The sequence below is a fragment of the Pseudoalteromonas sp. 78C3 genome, assembly GCF_002836695.1.
In the GTDB taxonomy this organism is placed as follows: domain Bacteria; phylum Pseudomonadota; class Gammaproteobacteria; order Enterobacterales; family Alteromonadaceae; genus Pseudoalteromonas; species Pseudoalteromonas arctica.
The window spans coordinates 34372-54025 of sequence record NZ_PJAV01000167.1; the positions used below are offsets into that span (position 1 = coordinate 34372).

Here is a 19654-nt window from a genome sequence, read left to right on the forward strand (position 1 = left end):
AAGGGCTAAATAGCCCTTTTTTTGTGTGCGATTATTTAATCACTTAACTCATCTTCTTGCTCAGAGATTTTAATTTGTTCTTTTAAAAATTGAGCTGCCTTAGAGTATTCAATTTCTAACTTATCTCTTAAGTCTATTAATTCATCGGTAGTGAGTTCACCTTTTTTACATTTATCTTCAAATGCACTTGAAAGTTCAGCCACCGTTAGGGCACCAATTGTTTTAGAGATCGATTTTAATTGATGACACCCTTCAATAATCTCATCTAAATCGTTAACCATAACGCCTGAATTAATCCCCTTAATTAGCCCTTGGCTTTGTTCTAAATACATTTTGAAAAAGCGTAACTGTTTAGCTTCGTCACCATTTACATATTTAGCAACTGCTTCCATATCAATAGGTAGCGCCATGGTTTGATGGATAACTACATTTGGGTTTTGGCTTTGCTTATCGCTCCAGCGTTTTAAAGTGTCCTCTAACGCGTTTAGCTCTATAGGTTTGGTAATGAAGTCGTTTATACCTACGGCTAAGCAACGCTCTTTTTCGCCTTTAAGTGCGTTTGCTGTTACAGCAATAATGTAAGGCTGTGCATCAATTGATTCTAATAGCTCTGCTTCGTTACGGATTTTTTCGACCATATCGTAACCCGACATTTTAGGCATGTGTAAGTCGGTTAAAATAAGTGAGTAATCACCTTTTCTCCACATATCTAAGCCTTCTTCACCGTTGTTTGCTATCTCAACGCCAAAACCTAGTATGTGTAATTGATCGGTCAGCACTTGTTGGTTTAGAAGGTTATCTTCAACAAGTAAAACCAATTTGTTTGATTTACGAGCTTGCTCAACATTTAAATAGTTATTAAGTGTTTTGGTTTTTTTAATTTGTTTAGGTGTATGCAAACCTGCAGCGACTAAAATAGACAGCATAAAGTTAGACTTACATAAAGGAGAGGCATTAATATAAAAAATATTATTATGATTTATAGCCGCTTCATCAAGCTTACTTAGTACAACAACTTGTTGGTTATAATCCTCTAATGAATAAAATAAGCGTCTTAGCAGCGCGTTTGTTTTATCCATATTGTCTATGCCATCAGCCACCCAAATAATATCTTGCGAATGTTGATGCTCTTCAATTTCTTCTTCTGTGTGTGCATAAACTATTTTAGCGCCCATAAACGATAAATAACGGTACATTGTTTTTTCACGTTCTAGGTGATTACTAACTACAACAATTTGCTTACCATTTAATGCACCTTTGTGTGCGTACTTAATTCTACCCGATGTGCTAAACGGCAGTTCAACAGTAAACTCACTGCCAATTCCTGTATGGCTAGTTACATGAATAGTCCCTAGCATAAGCTCAGTTAAGCTTTTACAAATAGAAAGACCTAAACCTGTCCCTCCATATTCTCGGGTAATCGAATTTTCGGCTTGAATAAACGGATTAAATATTTCGCGTAGTTGTGCCTGCGACATGCCTTTACCGTTATCAGTTACGCAAAAGCGTAAGGTAAAGTGATCAGTCGTATTATGTACCACCTCTACTGATATTTTTACATGCCCTTGGGTTTTTTCATCAGTGCTCGTAAATTTAATTGCGTTGCTACATAGGTTATAAAGAACCTGACGTACACGTACGCTATCACCGGTAAGATTTATAGGAATATCTGGTGCTATTGCTAGCTCTAAATCAAGCTCACGTTTTTTAGCAACAGATGAGAGCACACGAGCAACTTCTTCAATAGTATCGGTTACCGAAAATGGGATCGGGTCAATATTTAGCTTTCCAGCCTCAATTTTAGAAAAATCTAAAATATCATCCAAAATGCTCAATAACGAAAATGCTGATTCACGAATAATCGTACTTAAACGATGCTGAGCGCCATCAAGTTCGGTCTGGCGCAGTAAATCAATAGTACCTATAACACCATTCATCGGTGTTCTTATTTCGTGACTCATCGTTGCTAAGAATGTTGTTTTAGTTTCGCTTGCTCGCTCTGCTTTTAATGTGGCTTGCTCAAGCGCTAAGGTACGATTTTGCACTTCGGCTTCTAGGCCATTTTGTAATTTATAAAGCTCTTTTTGTGCAGAGTCATTCTCGCTCATTGCAGTTTGTACTTTTTGTAGCAATAAGTTGATGTTTTTTGCTACTACACCTAAACCAATATCAAGTTGCTCATCAACATTACTATTGTAATTAGCATCTTCAGTGATTGCCTGTAACTCTTGAGTAAGAGTGTCAGTACTTTTACGTAAGCGCGTATTAATGTACATATTAAACATTAAAGTAAGTATAAATAATGCAGCAACACTCGCTATCGCGATGATGTAAGCGATAACTTGAGAGTCTTGAGCGCTTAAAGGCGTGGCTGGTATGTTTTGCTTAATAATAAGCTCGCCAATGGGCTGATCGTTTAACAATAGTAGGTGATGCAGGATACCTTCTTCTTTTAAGTGCTTTTCAGTTTTAACAGAAGCGATGGCTGGTTTACTGCTGCTATATACCAACTGAGTATCTGATGTAGCATTGAAGCGATATAGAGTATATTCAAAGTCACCGTCTAATAAGGAGGTTAAATCAAGTAACTGTTTTACTTTACCTTGACCATACATAGTTAATGCATCAACCATAGGTAAGTCTAATCTATCGGCAAGCGTTACAATATTAATAGAGGATGCTGGTTGGGCTGTCTTAACTTCAGTTTGTGTATAAAATGAGTGGGCAACAATGGCGAGCGCTGTTACAGCAATATTAATGATTAAAAAAAGTGGCAGTAAGCCTTTAACTGGCGATGAGAATTTACTCTGCATTGATTGTTTCCAATTGATGTGTTTTTACTACGATAAGTCCCTATCGTACGTATCTAAGCTAATCGTAACATTTACAAAAAATAATTCACTACGGTTTTAGTCTGATTTAGTTATATTTATTTATAGTTATAGCCCGATTTGTGGTAAAAATGAACGTTATTAATAAAAAACGTACTGAGTTGTCTGAAAACTGTTCAAGCAGTTATAAAGAATAAAAAAAAAGTTGACTTGTAAGGGCAAAACTCGTTTAATACGCCGCACGCCCAGATAGCTCAGTCGCTAGAGATGAGTGGGAATTGTATTAAAAATCCTTTAAGATTTTTAATTAGCACTGTTTAAGTGCCTCGATAGCTCAGTTGGTAGAGCAGAGGATTGAAAATCCTCGTGTCCCTGGTTCGATTCCGGGTCGAGGCACCATTTATTAAAGTAGTGGTGTTTAATCAACAGTTTAAACATTATTACGCGTGCCTTAGCACACAGTTTTGTGTGCCGACTTAGCTCAGCTGGTAGAGCAACTGACTTGTAATCAGTAGGTCAACCGTTCGACTCGGTTAGTCGGCACCATTTATTTAAAGTTAATTGTAAAGTATCACAATTAACTAGCACAGTTTATGTGCCTCGATAGCTCAGTCGGTAGAGCAGAGGATTGAAAATCCTCGTGTCCGTGGTTCGATTCCGCGTCGAGGCACCATTTACTTTAAGTTCTCAATCTTTAAAATTGAACGTGCCTTAGCACACAGTTTTGTGTGCCGACTTAGCTCAGCTGGTAGAGCAACTGACTTGTAATCAGTAGGTCAACCGTTCGACTCGGTTAGTCGGCACCATTTATTTAAAGTTAATTGTAAAGTATCACAATTAATTAGCACAGTTTATGTGCCTCGATAGCTCAGTCGGTAGAGCAGAGGATTGAAAATCCTCGTGTCCGTGGTTCGATTCCGCGTCGAGGCACCATTTATTGAAAAGCCTTGCTTATGCAAGGTTTTTTTATTTTAAGTGCTTTATAAAAGTTCTCAATCTTTAAAATTGAACGTGCCTTAGCACACAGTTTTGTGTGCCGACTTAGCTCAGCTGGTAGAGCAACTGACTTGTAATCAGTAGGTCAACCGTTCGACTCGGTTAGTCGGCACCATTTATTCAAAAGCCTCGCTTATAGCGAGGCTTTTTTGTTTTCAACTTGAGAATTAAAAATACCCATAGTTAAGAGCAAAGCAACTGACTTGTAATCAGTAGTCTGTATAAGTTATCCGTTCGACTTAGTTAGTCGGCAGCATTTATTCAAAAGCCTCGCTTATAGCGGGGCTTTTCTGTTTCTATATGTCTAATACCAATCCGCAATAATACTTAATCAATTTGAGGGATTAAATCTGCCGTTAACTGCGTTAAAAATTTCTGATATAAGACAAAAATAACGAAATTTTTGCTTTGTTATCGACACGATTTTCTTACCTCAAAATAGATCACTTAATTAAGCGAATTGGTATAATCTCTTAGACACACTACAAAAAGTTAATTTTTTATTATTAAAAATTGCTGATCATTTGCTCATTTTTACCGTATAACTGGCTATTATGTTAGTTCATCGCTAGCTATGTAATGTTATGTAAAGTAGGTTGAGCAAAAGTTGCCAAAGTGCTTGAATTACGTTCATAAATAGCAGTAATTTAGGTTTAATTATGATTTGGCAATGCAAGCCAACCCTATTGGCAATTAGTGTGATGCTGCTTAGCGGCTGTGCGAGTGATTTTAACTCGTCTCAGCGCATGCAAGCGCCTAATAATATGCCACAGCAATGGCAGCAAGAAGCATCAAGCTCGGTATTAAAAGTACAAGAGCAATGGCTTACACAACTACAAAACCCTACGCTTAACAAATTTGTACAACAAGCACTTAAAAACAACCAACAGCTTTTACAAACTAGTTACGATGTAGAAATTCAAAAACAACAGCTTATAGTATCGGGTGCTGCGCTTTGGCCTAGCCTCGATTTATCAACGCGTACTAGCCGTAGTAAAGACAACCGCCCAGTGAGCTACGACAACGCAAGTTCAGTTAGTTTAAACTTAACTTACGAGGTTGATTTATGGGGTAAGCTTTCTGATTCAAAGCGCGAAGCTAATCTTAACTATTTAGCGCAACAGGCCCGGTTTGAGCAAGCTAAACAGCAACTCGTTGCTGATGTAGTAACTGGCTGGTTTGATGTTGTTACATCGCAACAATTACTCGATTTATTTAAACGTCGCGAAGCCAATGCACAGCAGAGCCTTGATATTATCGAGTCTGGCTATCGCCAAGGTATAAACGAAGCACTCGATGTATATTTAGCCCGTAATGAGCTCAATACTGAACGCGCTCGCATTGCCACTCAAACGGCAAACCTATCGGCTTCAGCACGTGTACTTGAGCGTTTACTGGGTGAATACCCAAAAGGTGCCATTACTGCTAGAAGCGACTTACCCGTTATTAATACCGATATTCCACTAGGCTTACCTTCTGAACTTATAACACGTAAACCTACGCTGCGAGCAAGTTGGTATGATCTTTTAGCCACCGACGCTTCATTGGCGTATGCGCACAAACAACGCTTTCCAAGTTTAGATTTAACAGCTTCACTAAGTGATAGCACCGACAGAGTAAGCGACTTGTTTTCTCCATCAAGCCTTGCATGGTCGTTATTAGGTAGTATTTCAGCACCGCTTTTTGAGGGCGGACGTTTAAAAGCGAATGAAGAAATAGCGCGCCTTAATACTCAAAAGCAAGAGCAACTTTATTTGCAAACGCTTTACGATGCATTTGGTGATGTAGAAAATGCGATTTCGCAGCAGCAGTCCCTCAAAGCGCAATATAGCAGCACCCTTGAGGCGCAAGAAAATGCACTTGCTGCAGAGCAATTGTCGTTTGAGCAATATCAAAGCGGTTTGGTAACTTACACTACGGTGCTTGACGCACAAGACAGGTCTTTCGATGCGCAAAGCTCCTTAATCGACATTAAAAACCAATTAATAGCTAACAGAATTAACTTACACGTTGCCCTTGGTGGTGATTTTGCAAAGCCCTCAAGTGAACTAAAGAGCAATAATGATGAAAACTAAAACAGCAAAAATTATTATTCCAGCGGTGGTTATTATTGCCACTATTTTAATTGTTATGTTTATTAAAGGTAATCCGCCAGAGGCTAAACGCTTTGGCTCACCTCCTAAAGCATCAATAAGTGTGGCTGCGCTTGAGCTTAAACCACAAAATTACCAAGTGATGATTGATAGCTACGGTACGGTAAAACCACGTACACAAAGTTTATTAGTTGCTCAGGCATCTGGGCAAATAATTGAAGTAAGTGATGACTTTAGAGAAGGCGGCTTTTTTGAAAAGGGCGATGTACTTTTAAAGCTAGACGACAGAGATCATCAAGCTGAAGTTAAATCTGCTCAAGCCAATTTATTAACGGCAGAGCAAGGCTTATTAGAAGAAAAGGCACGTGGGCAACAAGCTATTACTGATTGGAAACGCCTTGGCGGCTCAAATCAGGCAAGCAGCCTAGTACTGCGTGAACCACAACTTGCAGCAGCCGAAGCAGAAGTTTTATCTGCTCAAGCAGTACTTGAAAAAGCCATGCTTGATTTAGAGCGCACTAAAGTAACCGCGCCATATGCGGGTCGTATACTTAGCCGTAGTGTTGATTTGGGGCAAGTTGTTACTAACAATACCCAGCTTGCCACTATTTACGCAATCGATAGCGTAGAGATTCGTTTACCGATTAAAAATAAAGATCTTCCGTTCGTAAATTTACCAGAGCAATATCGTGATGGCGCCAAAAATCAAGCAGGTTCAATTGTTAAATTTACCTCTGACTTAGTGGGTGAGCAAACGTGGCAAGGGCAGCTAGCGCGTACCGAAGGTGCTATAGATGAAGGTGCACAACAGCTTTACGTAGTTGCTAAAATTAACGACCCATATAAAGCAACGGCTAATAACCAGTACCCAATAAAAATAGGGCAATACATAAAGGCGCAAATTACCGGTAAAACAGTTCCTAACGCACTTATAATCCCTAACAGTACTATTTATCAAGGGACGTATGTTTATGTTGTTGAAGAGGGTGTACTTAAACGTAAAGACATTACACTTGCTTGGCAAAATGCGACACAAGCGATGATAAAAACGGGATTAAATCCAAATGATAAACTGGTTATTACTCCACTAGGGCAAGTGAGTTCTGGTACTCAGGTAAGTATTTTAGGCGAACAAAGCACAGAGCAACCTAAAAGCCGAGGAGCTAATGGGCAAGGTAAAGGAAAGCGCCCGACGCCAGAGCAGCTTGAGCAAAAAGCAAAAGAGCAGGGTATTAGTGTTGAAGAGCTAAAAAAACGCCGCGCAGCAAAACAAGGAGATAAGCCATGATCGCTTGGTTTGCCAAAAACCATGTTGCTGCTAACTTATTGCTAGTAACGCTGTTACTGTCGGGACTTTTTAGCTTATCAAGCAAAATACCGCTTGAGGTATTTCCTTCATTCGAAACTGACATGATAAGCGTAAATGTAAGTTTGCGTGGTTCAACACCAGAGGATGTAGAGCAAGGTGTAACTATACGAATAGAAGAAGCCGTACAAGATTTAGAGGGCATAAAGCAAATATTTAGTCGCTCTTCTGAAGGTTCTGGCTCTGTGACAATAGAAGTGGAAAGCGGTTACGACCCTCGTGAGCTTTTAGCTGATATAAAAAGTCGTGTAGACGCAATTAACACTTTTCCAGCCGATGCTGAAAAGCCGATAGTAGCGCTTGCTGAGCGAATTCGTGAAGTTATCGCGGTTACCGTATCGAGTGACTATGGCGAAAAAGAAACCCGCGAATACGCAGAAACAGTACGCGATCAAATCCTACGTTTACCTAATGTAACGCAGGTAGAGCTAAGTGGCGTTCGTGATTACGAAATAGCCATTGAAGTAAGCCAAGATATTCTTCGTCAGTACGATTTAAGCTTGGCACAAATATCGAGTGCTATTTCTAACTCAAGCTCAGATATTTCTGCTGGTAACTTAAAAACAGAAGGCGGGGACGTACTTATAAGCTCTAAAGGGCAAGCATATCGTAAAGATGAATTTGCCAGCATTGTTGTTAAAAACCAAGCCGATGGCACTATTATTCGCTTAGGCGATATAGCAACTATAAAAGATGATTTTGAAGAAACACCAGTACGTACTCGCTTTAATGGTAAACAAGCTGCATTTATCGACGTATATCGAATTGGTCCACAAAGTGCGATTACAGTTGCTGACGATGTTAAAAACTACATAAAAGAGCAACAAAGCTCTCTCCCGCAAGGGTTTGAACTAAGTTACTGGGATGATGATTCGGAGCTGGTTAAAAGTCGTATTTCGACCCTTACTACCAATGCTTTACAAGGCGGTATTTTAGTACTCGCTTTACTTACTTTGTTTTTACGCCCTGCAATTGCATTTTGGGTATTTATTGGTATTCCGGTTTCGTTTATGGGGGCGTTTATAGCGATGCCTATTTTTGGCGTAACCCTTAATATTATGAGCTTATTTGGCTTTATATTGGTACTGGGGATTGTTGTTGATGACGCCATAGTTACCGGTGAAAACGTTTACACCCATCTAAAAACAGCTAAGTCGGGCGAGCAAGCCGCAATTTTAGGTACTCAAGAAGTAGCAACACCAGTAACATTTGGTGTGTTAACTACCGTTGCTGCCTTTTTACCTTTGGCCTTTATTGAAGGGGCGCGTGGTGCCTTGTTTGCACAAATACCGGTAGTAGTTATTCCGGTATTATTGTTTTCATTGATTGAATCTAAATTTGTACTACCAGCACATTTAAAATATATAAAACTACGCCACGAAAAAGGCGAACCTTCAAAGTTTGATGTTATTCAACAGCGTTTTGCAGATGGATTTGAAAACGCGATTTTAAAATACTATCAACCCACTTTAAATTTAGCACTGCGCCATAAATTGGCTTCGGTAAGCTTGTTTATTGGTGTATTTGTTATAATTTTAACCATGATCACCAGCGGTTGGACTAAGTTTGTATTTTTCCCGCGCATACCAAGCGAAACAGTCCGCGTTAACTTAACACTACCAACAGGTACACCGTTTGAAGTAACTAATAAATACGTAATTGACATGTCGCAAAAGGCGCAGCAATTACAAGAAAAGTACCGCGACCCAGATACTGGCGAAAGCGTTATTTTAAATATATTAGCCACAACAGGCGGGCGTGGTGGTGTATCTAATTCAGGCTCTGTACGCTTTGAAATAACACCGGCTGAAAAGCGTGAATCAGACATAGGATCACGAGAACTTGCCAGCGAATGGCGCGATTTAATTGGCGTAATACCAGGCGCCGAAAGTTTAACGTTTAGAGCCGAAATTGGCCGAAGTTCTGACCCAATTGATGTTCAGCTTAGCGGCACTTCGTTGACTATTTTACAAGACGTGGCTGATCACATTAAAACCCGTTTATCGACCTATCCAACGGTATTTGATATTGCCGATAGTATGTCCGACGGTAAAGAAGAGTTACAAATAGAGCTTACGCAACAAGGTTTAGCGCTGGGCTTAAATAGAGTCAATGTAGCTGGGCAAGTACGTAACTCGTTTTTTGGCTCGCAAGCACAACGTATTCAGCGAGGCAGAGACGATGTACGTGTAATGGTACGCTTACCTATAGATGAGCGCCGCTCTGTAGCTGACCTACAAAACATACTTATAAATACGCCTGATGGAGGCTCAGTGCCTTTATCGCACGTGGCAACACTTACTGCTGGGCAAAGTCCATCAACTATTAATCGAATAGACCGTTACCGCACATTAAACGTAACAGCCGATATCGAAAAAAATAATACCAACATGACCATACTGCAGGCTGACCTAACGGAGTATTTAGATGGTTTAATGCAGCAATATCCTGGAGTAGATTACAAACTAGAAGGTGAGGCTAAAGAGCAAAGAGAGTCGTTTGGTTCGTTGGCTTGGGCACTTGTGTTTGTATTTTTCATAATCTATGCGCTATTAGCAATACCGCTTAAATCTTACTTACAACCAATCATAGTAATGAGTGTAATCCCATTTGGCATGATAGGTGCTGTAGTAGGGCATTGGATTATGGGAATGGACTTAACTATTATGAGTTTACTCGGTATGCTTGCGCTAACCGGGGTGGTGGTAAATGATTCATTAGTACTCGTTGATTTTATTAATAAAAAGCGCAGTGAAGGTGGTAAAGTTCTCGATGCTATAAAAATTGCAGGTGCATCGCGTTTTCGCCCTGTAATGCTAACTAGTTTAACGACCTTTATTGGTTTAATGCCATTACTGTTTGAAAAAGCCACTCAAGCACAGTTTTTAATACCAATGGCGGTGAGCTTAGGGTTTGGGATTATTTTTGCTACCTTTATTACTTTATTGTTAGTACCAATAAACTACATGCTAATGGAGCGTTTTCAAGGTTGGTTTAAATAACTTCACTCTTAAATACGTGATTATTAAAGCTGTAGGTAAGTAATTACCTGCGGCTTTTTTTATAAGTTAAAAGTAATATTAGACAATTGAAGATAAGTGAATAAAAAATTTAGATAAATATAAGAGTAAATAGGAAGGTTAATTTTTTTTGATAAAGCCTTTTAAAGGCGAGGGTTTGCTAAAAAGGTGTTCCCCAAGATACGGTACTCGGTTTCAGTCCTGAAACCAGAAGGTTTCAGGGCGGGAATCTGCGGTTTACCGTAGGCTTCTCAGTACATGCCGAGCCTGCACAATAGTAGACGAACAGAAACCCTGGTATAAAATTTATCGGCTCAGGGACTTAACTAAGCTCCGGTACCCCAGGGAACAATTTAAGTATATAAGACATAATCCAATCCTTAAACCCCAAACGTAAAAAATTATATCGTTCGCTTAGTTTTTCCGCACCTTTAACTCATCATTTACTTTATCGCATGGTTTTTGAGCTTGATCATACAATTAATTGGAGTTGCTTTTTATCGAGTGGTAGCATTGCCTTAACTTGCAAAGCGAAGATTCGATTATGAACGATTTACCCGATTACGAAAAAGCTCAACTGCTTTTAGAAAAAAACGAAATATTTGTATCACCTGCTGAAGCGCATGGTGTAATTAGTGGTTTACTTGCGTGTGGTTTAACCATTGACGACAAAGAATACTTAGGCCTTTTGAGCGATGTGTTTAACGATGGTGAATCGTTTAGTAACGATTTAAAGCAGTTTTTTGGCACTATTTATAAGCAAGTAGTCGCGAGCTTTAATGATGATGAATTTCAGTTTGATTTATTTTTACCAAGCGACGATGAAACACTCATCGATCAGGCTAATGGCCTCGTATCATGGGTAGCGGGTTTTATGCTTGGTTTTGGTTTAAAGCAAAAAGACTACGGTAAACTATCGAGCGATGTTAAAGAGGTTATTACTGACTTTAGCGAAATTACTCGCCTAGATACTACTTTTGAAGAAACCGAAGAAGACAGCCAAGCGCTGCACGAAGTGATTGAATATGTGCGTGTATCAGCACTACTTTGTTTTGCAGAGCTTGGTAAAGAGCAAAGCACGCAAAGTACTAAAAAAACACTTCATTAACTTTTAAAAAGTAAAACGGGTTGGTTAATAATGGTTGAAGTACAAAAGTCAGAATTTAAAGCACGTCGCGAGCGCTTACTTGCTCAAATGGATGAAAATAGCGTTGCTATTATTCCCGCTGCGAGCGAAGTGACGCGCAGCCGCGATACCGAATATGCATTTAGACAAGATAGCGACTTTTTTTACTTAACTGGCTTTAACGAACCCGACGCCGTACTTGTACTCTGTAATAACAGCGATGCACCCAGTACTTTATTTTGCCTAGATAAAGACAAGCTTGCAGAAATTTGGCATGGCCGCAGAGTTGGCTTTGATAAAGCTAAAAGTGACTACCTGTTTGATGAAGCTTACCCGCTAAGTGAATTAAACGATAAAACACTCGATATGCTAAATGCAAAAAATGCGCTCTATTTTGCACAAGGTGCTTACCCCTCATTTGATACCAAAGTGTTTTCGTTACTAGGTACACTTCGAAGTGGCTCTCGAAAAGGCCTCAAAGCACCGAGTACTTTAAAAGAAATACGCGGCCTAATTCACGAAATGCGTTTGTTTAAATCGCCAAGTGAGATAGATGTTATGCGAGAAGGTTGTGAAATTAGTGCGCGAGGGCACATGCGCGCCATGCGTTTTTCACATGCCGGAGCTACTGAATTTCAGCTAGAAGCAGAGCTACATCATCATTATGCAATGAACGGTGCGCCGCATCCTGCGTACGGCACAATTGTTGGTAGTGGCGACAACGCCAATATTTTACATTACACGCAAAATAGCGACGTATTAAAAAATGGTGATCTGGTACTTATAGACTCTGGGTGCGAGTTACAAGGTTATGCTGCTGATATTACGCGTACATTTCCGGTAAATGGTCAATTTAGCGAAGAGCAAGCCGCGCTTTATAATATTGTACTTAAAGCGCAAGAAGTTGCCTTTGATGAAGTAAAACCCGGTGGTTATATGTCGCATGCTAATAAACTAGCAATGGAAGTAATGACCCAAGGTTTACTCGACTTAGGTATTTTAATTGGCGACTTTGACGAGCTAATGGCAAAAGGTGCGTGTAAAGAATATTACATGCACGGGCTTGGGCATTGGCTTGGTTTAGATGTACATGATGTTGGCGAATACAAAGTAAATAACGCTGAGCGTGCATTTGAGCCTGGTATGGTACTCACTATAGAGCCAGGGCTTTATATAAGCGAAGACTCAAGCGCACCGCAAAAATACAAAGGCATTGGTATTCGTATCGAAGATAACTTGCTAGTTACCGAAAACGGCCATGAAAACTTGACCCTAAGCGTACCTAAAAAAATTAGCGATATAGAAGCACTTATGCAAAGTGCTAAAAACGTATAAAGCTCGGAGAGTAAAGTGGCTAAGCAGTTTGATGTAGTTATTATTGGCGGTGGTTTAGCGGGAGCAAGCTGCGCATTAAGTGTGGCTAAAACTAATCCCGCGTTAAATATTGCCGTTGTAGAAGCGAATCAAGTAACCGGCGACTACCACCCAAGCTTTGACGACAGAAGCATTGCACTTGCTCAGCAATCGGTAGAGTATTTACAAAGCCTCAATTTATTTGAACAAAATGCCCCTTACACCGCAGCAATCAAAAAAGTGAGCGTGTCTGATAGAGGCCACTTTGGCAAAGCGCACATTAATTGCGACGAATTTGCTAAGCTCTCACTTGGTTACGTAGTAGAAGTAAATCCATTTGGCCGAGCGCTCCACCTGCGTTTAACGCAGTCAAATATTACGCTTTTGTGCCCCGATAGCGTAACTGCCATTGAGCAAACTCTGCATAGCAATACACTCACCCTACAAAGCGGCGAGCAATTAAATGCAGCACTATTGGTTATTGCTGATGGCGCACAATCACCAACACGTAGTTTACTTGGGCTTGGTTTTAATACCCAGCCTTATGAACAAGGCGCTATTATTGCTAATGTAGAAGTGGCTGGTGGGCATAATAATCATGCCTTTGAGCGCTTTACACAAAACGGGCCTATGGCGTTATTACCCATGAGCAATAACCGTTATTCGTTAGTGTGGTGTATGCGCCAAGATCAGGTTGAACAGCACATGGCACTCAGTGAGCAAGGTTTTTTAAGTGCACTGCAAAGCGCGTTTGGTTATCGCGGTGGTCAATTTACTAAAGTAGGCATGCGCACGAGTTACCCGCTCGTTTACGGGCAAGTTGAGTCTTTAACTGCGCACCGTACAGTGGTTATTGGTAATGCTGCACATGCTATTCATCCTATTGCAGGGCAAGGTTTTAATTTAGGTCTTCGCGACGTACAAGTACTTAGTAATTTAATAGCAGATAGCCAGCACGATTTAGGCAGCTATGCGTTTACACGTGAATATTCAAAAAAACGCAGTGATGATATAAAAACAGTAATGAGTTTAACAGATGCACTTGTTAGGCTTTTTTCAAACTCATCGCGAGTGCTCGCATTGGGGCGCAGTATTGGGTTGTTTTCGATGGATTTATTTCCCGCATTAAAAGCGCCATTAGCCAAACAGTTAATGGGGCAAGTTAAACAAGGTAGGCGTTTATGAAGCAAGCACAGGTTTGTATTGTAGGTGGCGGCTGTGTAGGGCTAACACTAGCACTTGGATTGGCAAAAGCCGATATAAGCGTCGTTGTACTCGACGGCGCACCAACACAAGCGTTACCAACTGACGAATATGGTTTGCGTGTAAGTGCGTTAAGCATTGCAAGCCAAACCTTGCTTGAACAATTAAATGTATGGCCCGAAATTATCGCACAGCGAGCGTGCGCTTATACACATATGGATGTACGTGATGCCGACAGCTTTGGCAAAATAGCGTTTAATAACGAGCAACTTGAGCTTGAACATTTAGGCCATATTGTTGAAAACGACATTATCCGCTTTGCGCTTATAAAAGAGCTAGAGCAACAAAGCAGTGCAACACTAATGTTTGATACACAGTATCAGCAAATACATCAAAGCGAATCTGATGTATTTATAACACTTAAAAGCGGCGAGCCAATTATTGCAAAACTGCTGGTGGCGGCTGATGGTGCAAATTCAGCTATACGTAAACAATTTAATATGGCGCTTAGCTTTAAAGATTACGATCACCATGCGCTAGTCGCGACAGTTAAAACTAAAGAGCAACATGCAAACACCGCACGCCAAGTCTTTTTACCAACAGGGCCACTCGCGTTTTTACCATTGAGCGATGAGCATACTCATTCAATTGTGTGGTCTACCAGCCCCAATCATTGTGATGAATTATTAGCAATGGACGACACCGCCTTTAATAAAGCCGTAATGGCTGCAATAGATGGTCAATGCGGGCTGTGTGAAGTGCAAAGTGCGCGCACTGCTTTCCCACTTAAAATGCGCTACGCCCAGCAATGGGTTTCAGGCAAAGTGGTACTCATTGGCGACGCTGCACATACAATCCATCCACTTGCAGGGCTTGGTATGAACCTAGGCCTAAAAGATGCGGCTTATTTAATTGAGCTACTCACAAGTGATAGCAAGGAGCTTGCAAGCACGCGCACACTTCGCGATTACGAACGTACCCGTAAGCTCGATGCGCAAAAGCACATAGCCATGATGCAAGGGTTAAAAGAGCTATTTGCAGGTGCAAATCCGGTTAAAAAACTTATCCGCGGAGTAGGGCTGTCACTCGTTGATAATTTAGGCCCAATAAAACACCTGTTCGCCAAAGAAGCGATAGGCAAATAAGTAGGTTGGGTTGAGCGAAGCGAAACCCAACGGATAAAGTAAAGTGATGAGCTTGATTAAAAAAACGATGTTTAATTTAAGTGTCGGTTTTGTTTTATGGTGGTTTTAAATATATTAAAAGCTGCGCTTTTTACGCGAGCAAGCTCAGCGTCTACATGCAAAGTTTCACACTGAGCTTAATTTTACCTGTAGGCGTTTAGCTTGCTGACGCGACGAGCGTAGCTCGTAATTACTATCATTAGCTAAAAAGTGCTTTGCGTTAAATCAGTTACAAATTCTCTTGTGCTTCATTCACCATATCCTTGAGCGCATCAATTAACATTGGATCTCGCGAGTTTTGCTTAGCAAGTTCTAATGCGTGTTTCATACTGGTGACGGCCTCTTTGAACTGCTTATTTGCAGTATAGCCTTGCGATAAACGCATGTGAGAATAGGCAGCATTAGGGTAATGGGTAGTAAAGTGTTTAAGCGTGGTAATAGCTTTAGCTGTGTTACCAAATTTTTGCTGGCTATGAGCAAATTCTACGTATACATCTTGTGGAATTTTAAGCTCAAACCCATATTTATCACTCAGTGCTTGGTAATAACCTGTAATGAGCGATACATCAGCAAACTTTCCGTGCTCGTCAGTAACGCTAAAAATTAGGTCGCCAAATAAGTGAATTAGGCTATCGCTAAGGGCTGGTAGTATGGTGCCCATATGACTAAAGGTAGGGTAATGCTTATATTCCCATTTTAGCTGTGTGGGCATTTGTTGCTCTAAATTTACTAAAGTATTTAATACACCTGTATAAAAGCGTGACCCTTCACTTGCTACACTAATAAATAACGATTGACCGCCTTTAGGGTTTTTAGTGTATTTTATAATATTATTTTTTAATTCTTCATCACTCCACCAACTGTTTGGGCTTATAGCTATATAGTTATTAAATAACTCAGGCTGATTAACTAAAGTATAAAGCGCCAAAGTACCTGCATTAGAGTGGCCAATTAAGGTGTTGTAGCCGTTAGTTGAGTAATTACTGTTTATATAAGGCATGAGTTCATCAGACACAAAGTTTAAAAACTTGTCGGTTTGTCCAGCTTCAGGCCATTTGTTTTTAACAAAAGTTTGAAACTCTGTTTTAGGCTCGCCTTCTACTTTTGGTAAATAATCGCGAACACGGTTAGTTGTATCAATACTAACGAGCATTGCGTTAGGTATCTGCTCGTAATCAACAAGGGATTTAATAACACCAGACACCGTATGAAAGTGCTCAACACCATCAAGTAAATAAATAACATAAAGCGGCTGATCGTCTTTTACAGTGTCAGGTATGAAAATTTTAATGGGTCTGTCTTCGTTAAGTATTTTTGACTGCAGAATGACTTTTTTACCAACGGTTATGTCAGTTGTATTGGTTTTTGCGTGGCTTAAAAATGGTGTACTAAAAGTAAGTATTAATACAAGCGATAGTAAGAGCTTCATAAATATCCTTATTTAATAATGTATTGCTTAATAATTGCACGGCTTTAAGCTTGAGTAAATGTTTATATTTTCGGGGTAAACATAAAGCTTAAGCAATTAAAAGCTATCGCTTTTCACGCGAGTAAGCTCGGCTTCTACAAGAGATATTACACTCTGCGCTTAACTTTTGCGGTAGGCGTACAGCTTGCTGACGCGACGAGCGAAGCTCGAAATGTTTACCTTTAAACACTTATCTATAAAAGCTTAAAAAACCTGCTTGCTTAATTATCCGTCTAAGCGTAAAATGCGCGCTCATTTCGGCTTTTAAACTATTAATTCCTTGCCTTAAACCGACCGGCCGAAACGGTAGAAGGCTCTATTAACCGTAAGGAATATCCATGCGTCATTACGAAATCGTATTCATGGTTCACCCAGATCAGAGTGAGCAAGTTGCTGGTATGATCGAACGTTATACTGGTTCTATCACTGAAGCTGGTGGTGTTATCCACCGTCTTGAAGATTGGGGCCGTCGTCAATTGGCTTACCCAATTAACAAGCTTCATAAAGCTCACTATGTTCTTATGAACGTTGAAGCACCAACTGAAGTAATCAGCGAGCTAGAAACTACTTTCCGCTACAACGATGCAGTGCTTCGTAACTTAGTTATCCGCACTAAAACTGCTGAAACTGAAGCGTCTCCTCTTGCAAGAGAAGAGAAGAAAGAAGCACCAGCTGCTTAATTGTTTTGAGTCCTAGCATGGCATGTAATCAGCAGTTACTATAATGGTTAGCCCATATATGAATCAGCTGGTTATATCTGGGGTAGTTTGTAAAACTCCCAAGTTTAGCCAAAGCCCTGCTGGCATCCCGCATTGTATTTTTGTTGTAGAACATAAATCGATGCAAACCGAAGCAGACCTTAACCGTAATAGTTACGTGAGGCTTCAGGTAGTTGCCAGTGGAAAGCAAATGCAACAACAGACTCAACATTTGCACGTTGGGCAGGCATTGCAAGTGAGTGGTTTTTTAAATCGCCACGAAGGTCGTAACGGCCTTAGCCAATTGGTTTTGCATGCTCAGCATATAGAAAGAATTATTTGAGGAATTAATCTCATGGCACGTTATTTCAGACGTCGTAAGTTCTGCCGCTTTAAAGCGGAAGGCGTAAAACAAATCGATTACAAAGATCTAGCTACTCTTAGAAACTATGTTACAGAAAGTGGCAAAATCGTACCTAGCCGTATCACAGGTACTAGCGCTAAATTTCAGCGCCAGCTAGCAACTGCTATTAAGCGTGCTCGCTACTTAGCCCTTCTTCCATACACTGACTTACATAAGTAAGCAGCGGATTAACAGTTTTTAAAAGGTGTAGAAACATGCAAGTTATTCTACTAGATAAGATCGCTAACCTAGGTAGCCTAGGTGAACAGGTTGTAGTTAAATCTGGTTTCGCACGTAACTTCCTTTTCCCTCAAGGTAAGGCAGTTCCTGCGACTAAAGCTAACATTGAAACGTTTGACGCTCGTCGTGCAGAACTTGAAGCGAAAATCGCTGAACAGTTAGTTGCTGCACAAGCACGCGCTGAAAAACTAGAAGCATTAGCAGAAGTTACATTAGTATCTAAAGCTGGTGACGAAGGTAAGTTATTCGGTTCAATCGGTACTCGTGACATCGCTGACGCTATCTCAGCTGTTGGTGTTGAAGTTGCTAAGTCAGAAGTTCGTTTGCCTCTAGGTACTATCCGTGAGACAGGTGAATTTGACGTATCAATTTCAGTTCACTCAGACGTAACGGCTACTATTAAAGTAATCGTAATCGCTGAAGCTTAATTTTTAATTAAGCGACAAAAGCCGTGCTATTAGCACGGCTTTTTTGTGTCTGTAATTTGGCTAACTTTATTAGTTAAGGGCACTGTTAAATACAACCTCGTACAAGCCCTTTTTTTATTCAATTATTTTTTCATTCCCTTTAAACCTTTTCGAACTGTTATTACGTCTAACTTATCAATACACTAACTCAATAATAATAATTAAAAGGCGACATCACGGATGTTACACGTTAAACCCGAACAAACGCCTTTATGCGAAGCTAAACTCATTGAGCGTGTTAAATCAGGTGATCAAGGCGCATACACAACGCTTTATGAGTTACATATAAAACGAGTCTACGGTTTATGTCTACGCTTATTAGCGGACCAAGCGCATGCTGAAGATGCAGCCCAAGAAGTGTTTGTACAGGTATGGCGTAAAATAGCGCAATTTGACGGTCGCTCGCAGTTTTCTACTTGGCTTTACAGCGTTGCCAGTAATGTTGCGATTAACTACTTACGCAAGCAAAAAAATTGGCTGCAAAAAGTAGTGAGCATTGAATACTGCGGTATGGATGAGCAATCAGCTAATGACTGCAAAGGCTTAAATGGTCTCGATAAATTAATAGTAAGGCTTCCTGAGCGCGCACGTATGGTGTTTGTGTTGTTTGCAATCGAAGGTTACAGGCACGAGGAAATAGCCGAGCAATTAGGTATGGCTGTTGGTTCAAGTAAATCGCAATATCATCGTGCTAGGCAGCTACTACAAGAGTGGTATGAAAATGAATAAACCAAATTTTGACGACTATTTAAATGAGTCATTAAACACGCTTGATAAAGACATTACGCCACAAAAAGACCTGTGGGCGGGAATTGAGCGAGCAATGGTTAGTAATAAGCAGGACCTAAAAGGCACTGCTATTTGGCCAAAACTAACAGCAATAGCTGCCTGCACGTTAGCTGCTTTAATTGCTGTAAATCTATTTGTTATAGCGCCCGAGCCACAACCCGTAGTGGCTATAAGTGATTACTTTTCGGCGCAAAAAAACAGTTTGTTGGTTGAATATGAAAATAAAGAAGCATTGACCACTAACTGGCAAACGCAGCTACAAGAGCTTGAAAACGCAGAGCAAGCAATAAAGCAAGTTCTTAAAAATGAGCCACAAAACCAAGCGCTACTAACAATGTTAGCGCAAATATATCAACAACAACTTGATTTAATTAACAAGGTGCATGCGCCACGTTGGCAGCACATTTAGGAGTACGA

The 19654-nt window shown here is 40.3% G+C and carries 15 protein-coding genes, 6 tRNA genes and 1 other RNA gene; 19 read left to right on the plus strand and 3 right to left on the minus strand.

Annotated features, from left to right (window positions below; genetic code table 11):
• Positions 1-35: 35 nt before the first annotated feature.
• On the minus strand, positions 36-2813 hold the full coding sequence (locus tag CXF76_RS16025) for an ATP-binding protein (RefSeq protein WP_101164123.1): 2778 nt from the start codon (positions 2811-2813) through the stop codon (positions 36-38).
• A gap of 341 nt (positions 2814-3154) precedes the next feature.
• Between CXF76_RS16025 and CXF76_RS16030 the strand changes: the two genes are divergently transcribed.
• From CXF76_RS16030 to CXF76_RS16070, 9 genes are all read left to right on the plus strand, one after another.
• A tRNA-Phe gene (locus tag CXF76_RS16030) sits at positions 3155-3230 on the plus strand.
• Between the two features lie 71 nt (positions 3231-3301).
• Positions 3302-3377, plus strand: a tRNA-Thr gene (locus tag CXF76_RS16035).
• 51 nt (positions 3378-3428) lie between these two features.
• Positions 3429-3504: transfer RNA gene (locus CXF76_RS16040), tRNA-Phe, on the plus strand.
• A gap of 57 nt (positions 3505-3561) precedes the next feature.
• Positions 3562-3637, plus strand: a tRNA-Thr gene (locus tag CXF76_RS16045).
• 51 nt (positions 3638-3688) lie between these two features.
• Positions 3689-3764 (plus strand) — tRNA-Phe (locus CXF76_RS16050).
• 102 nt (positions 3765-3866) lie between these two features.
• Positions 3867-3942: transfer RNA gene (locus CXF76_RS16055), tRNA-Thr, on the plus strand.
• 544 nt (positions 3943-4486) lie between these two features.
• Positions 4487-5902, plus strand: coding sequence for an efflux transporter outer membrane subunit (locus tag CXF76_RS16060; RefSeq protein ID WP_101164124.1), 1416 nt, complete (start codon positions 4487-4489; stop codon positions 5900-5902).
• On the plus strand, positions 5892-7208 hold the full coding sequence (locus CXF76_RS16065; protein WP_010554901.1) for an efflux RND transporter periplasmic adaptor subunit: 1317 nt from the start codon (positions 5892-5894) through the stop codon (positions 7206-7208). The genes CXF76_RS16060 and CXF76_RS16065 overlap by 11 nt, the downstream gene beginning before the upstream one ends.
• Positions 7205-10288 carry an efflux RND transporter permease subunit gene (locus CXF76_RS16070; RefSeq protein ID WP_024589701.1) on the plus strand — a complete coding sequence of 1028 codons (3084 nt, stop codon included), beginning with the start codon at positions 7205-7207 and terminating at the stop codon, positions 10286-10288. The genes CXF76_RS16065 and CXF76_RS16070 overlap by 4 nt, the downstream gene beginning before the upstream one ends.
• A gap of 186 nt (positions 10289-10474) precedes the next feature.
• On the opposite strand, the gene ssrS is transcribed toward CXF76_RS16070, so the two are convergent.
• A non-coding RNA gene (gene ssrS, locus CXF76_RS16075) (6S RNA) lies at positions 10475-10657 on the minus strand.
• A gap of 193 nt (positions 10658-10850) precedes the next feature.
• On the opposite strand from ssrS, the gene CXF76_RS16080 reads away from it, so the two are divergent.
• Genes CXF76_RS16080 through CXF76_RS16095 form a run of 4 tightly spaced genes read left to right on the plus strand, consistent with a single transcriptional unit; the run spans position 10851 to position 15133 of the window.
• A complete protein-coding gene (locus CXF76_RS16080) occupies positions 10851-11414 on the plus strand; it encodes a UPF0149 family protein (RefSeq protein ID WP_007587323.1) in 564 nt (187 codons plus the stop codon).
• A 30-nt stretch (positions 11415-11444) separates the two neighbouring features.
• On the plus strand, positions 11445-12767 hold the full coding sequence (gene pepP / locus CXF76_RS16085; RefSeq protein ID WP_101164125.1) for a Xaa-Pro aminopeptidase: 1323 nt from the start codon (positions 11445-11447) through the stop codon (positions 12765-12767).
• A gap of 15 nt (positions 12768-12782) precedes the next feature.
• Positions 12783-13970 (plus strand): 2-octaprenyl-6-methoxyphenyl hydroxylase, encoded by a 1188-nt coding sequence (gene ubiH / locus CXF76_RS16090; RefSeq protein WP_101164126.1) that lies wholly within the window; start codon positions 12783-12785, stop codon positions 13968-13970.
• Entirely contained in the window at positions 13967-15133 is a 1167-nt protein-coding gene (locus CXF76_RS16095) for an FAD-dependent monooxygenase (protein WP_101164127.1), read from the plus strand. Before ubiH ends, CXF76_RS16095 begins: the two co-directional genes overlap by 4 nt.
• A 268-nt stretch (positions 15134-15401) precedes the next feature.
• On the opposite strand, the gene CXF76_RS16100 is transcribed toward CXF76_RS16095, so the two are convergent.
• Positions 15402-16601, minus strand: a complete 1200-nt coding sequence (locus CXF76_RS16100) for an alpha/beta hydrolase-fold protein (RefSeq protein ID WP_101164128.1) — start codon at positions 16599-16601, stop codon at positions 15402-15404.
• A gap of 377 nt (positions 16602-16978) precedes the next feature.
• Between CXF76_RS16100 and rpsF the strand changes: the two genes are divergently transcribed.
• The 6 genes from rpsF (at position 16979) to CXF76_RS16135 (ending at position 19646) form a co-directional block, all read left to right on the plus strand.
• Positions 16979-17320: a 30S ribosomal protein S6 gene (rpsF, locus tag CXF76_RS16110; RefSeq protein WP_007378473.1), complete on the plus strand. Its 342-nt coding sequence runs from the start codon at positions 16979-16981 to the stop codon at positions 17318-17320.
• A gap of 43 nt (positions 17321-17363) precedes the next feature.
• The gene (gene priB / locus CXF76_RS16115; protein ID WP_004588456.1) at positions 17364-17681 is read left to right on the plus strand and encodes a primosomal replication protein N; all 318 of its coding nucleotides are present in this window, start codon (positions 17364-17366) and stop codon (positions 17679-17681) included.
• Positions 17682-17693: 12 nt separating this feature from the next.
• Positions 17694-17921 (plus strand): 30S ribosomal protein S18, encoded by a 228-nt coding sequence (rpsR, locus tag CXF76_RS16120; protein WP_007378475.1) that lies wholly within the window; start codon positions 17694-17696, stop codon positions 17919-17921.
• A gap of 35 nt (positions 17922-17956) precedes the next feature.
• Entirely contained in the window at positions 17957-18409 is a 453-nt protein-coding gene (gene rplI / locus CXF76_RS16125) for a 50S ribosomal protein L9 (protein ID WP_002962755.1), read from the plus strand.
• Positions 18410-18628: 219 nt separating this feature from the next.
• Positions 18629-19177, plus strand: a complete 549-nt coding sequence (locus CXF76_RS16130; RefSeq protein WP_101164129.1) for an RNA polymerase sigma factor — start codon at positions 18629-18631, stop codon at positions 19175-19177.
• The gene (locus CXF76_RS16135) at positions 19164-19646 is read left to right on the plus strand and encodes a hypothetical protein (RefSeq protein ID WP_024607941.1); all 483 of its coding nucleotides are present in this window, start codon (positions 19164-19166) and stop codon (positions 19644-19646) included. The genes CXF76_RS16130 and CXF76_RS16135 overlap by 14 nt, the downstream gene beginning before the upstream one ends.
• The last annotated feature ends 8 nt before the right edge of the window (positions 19647-19654 follow it).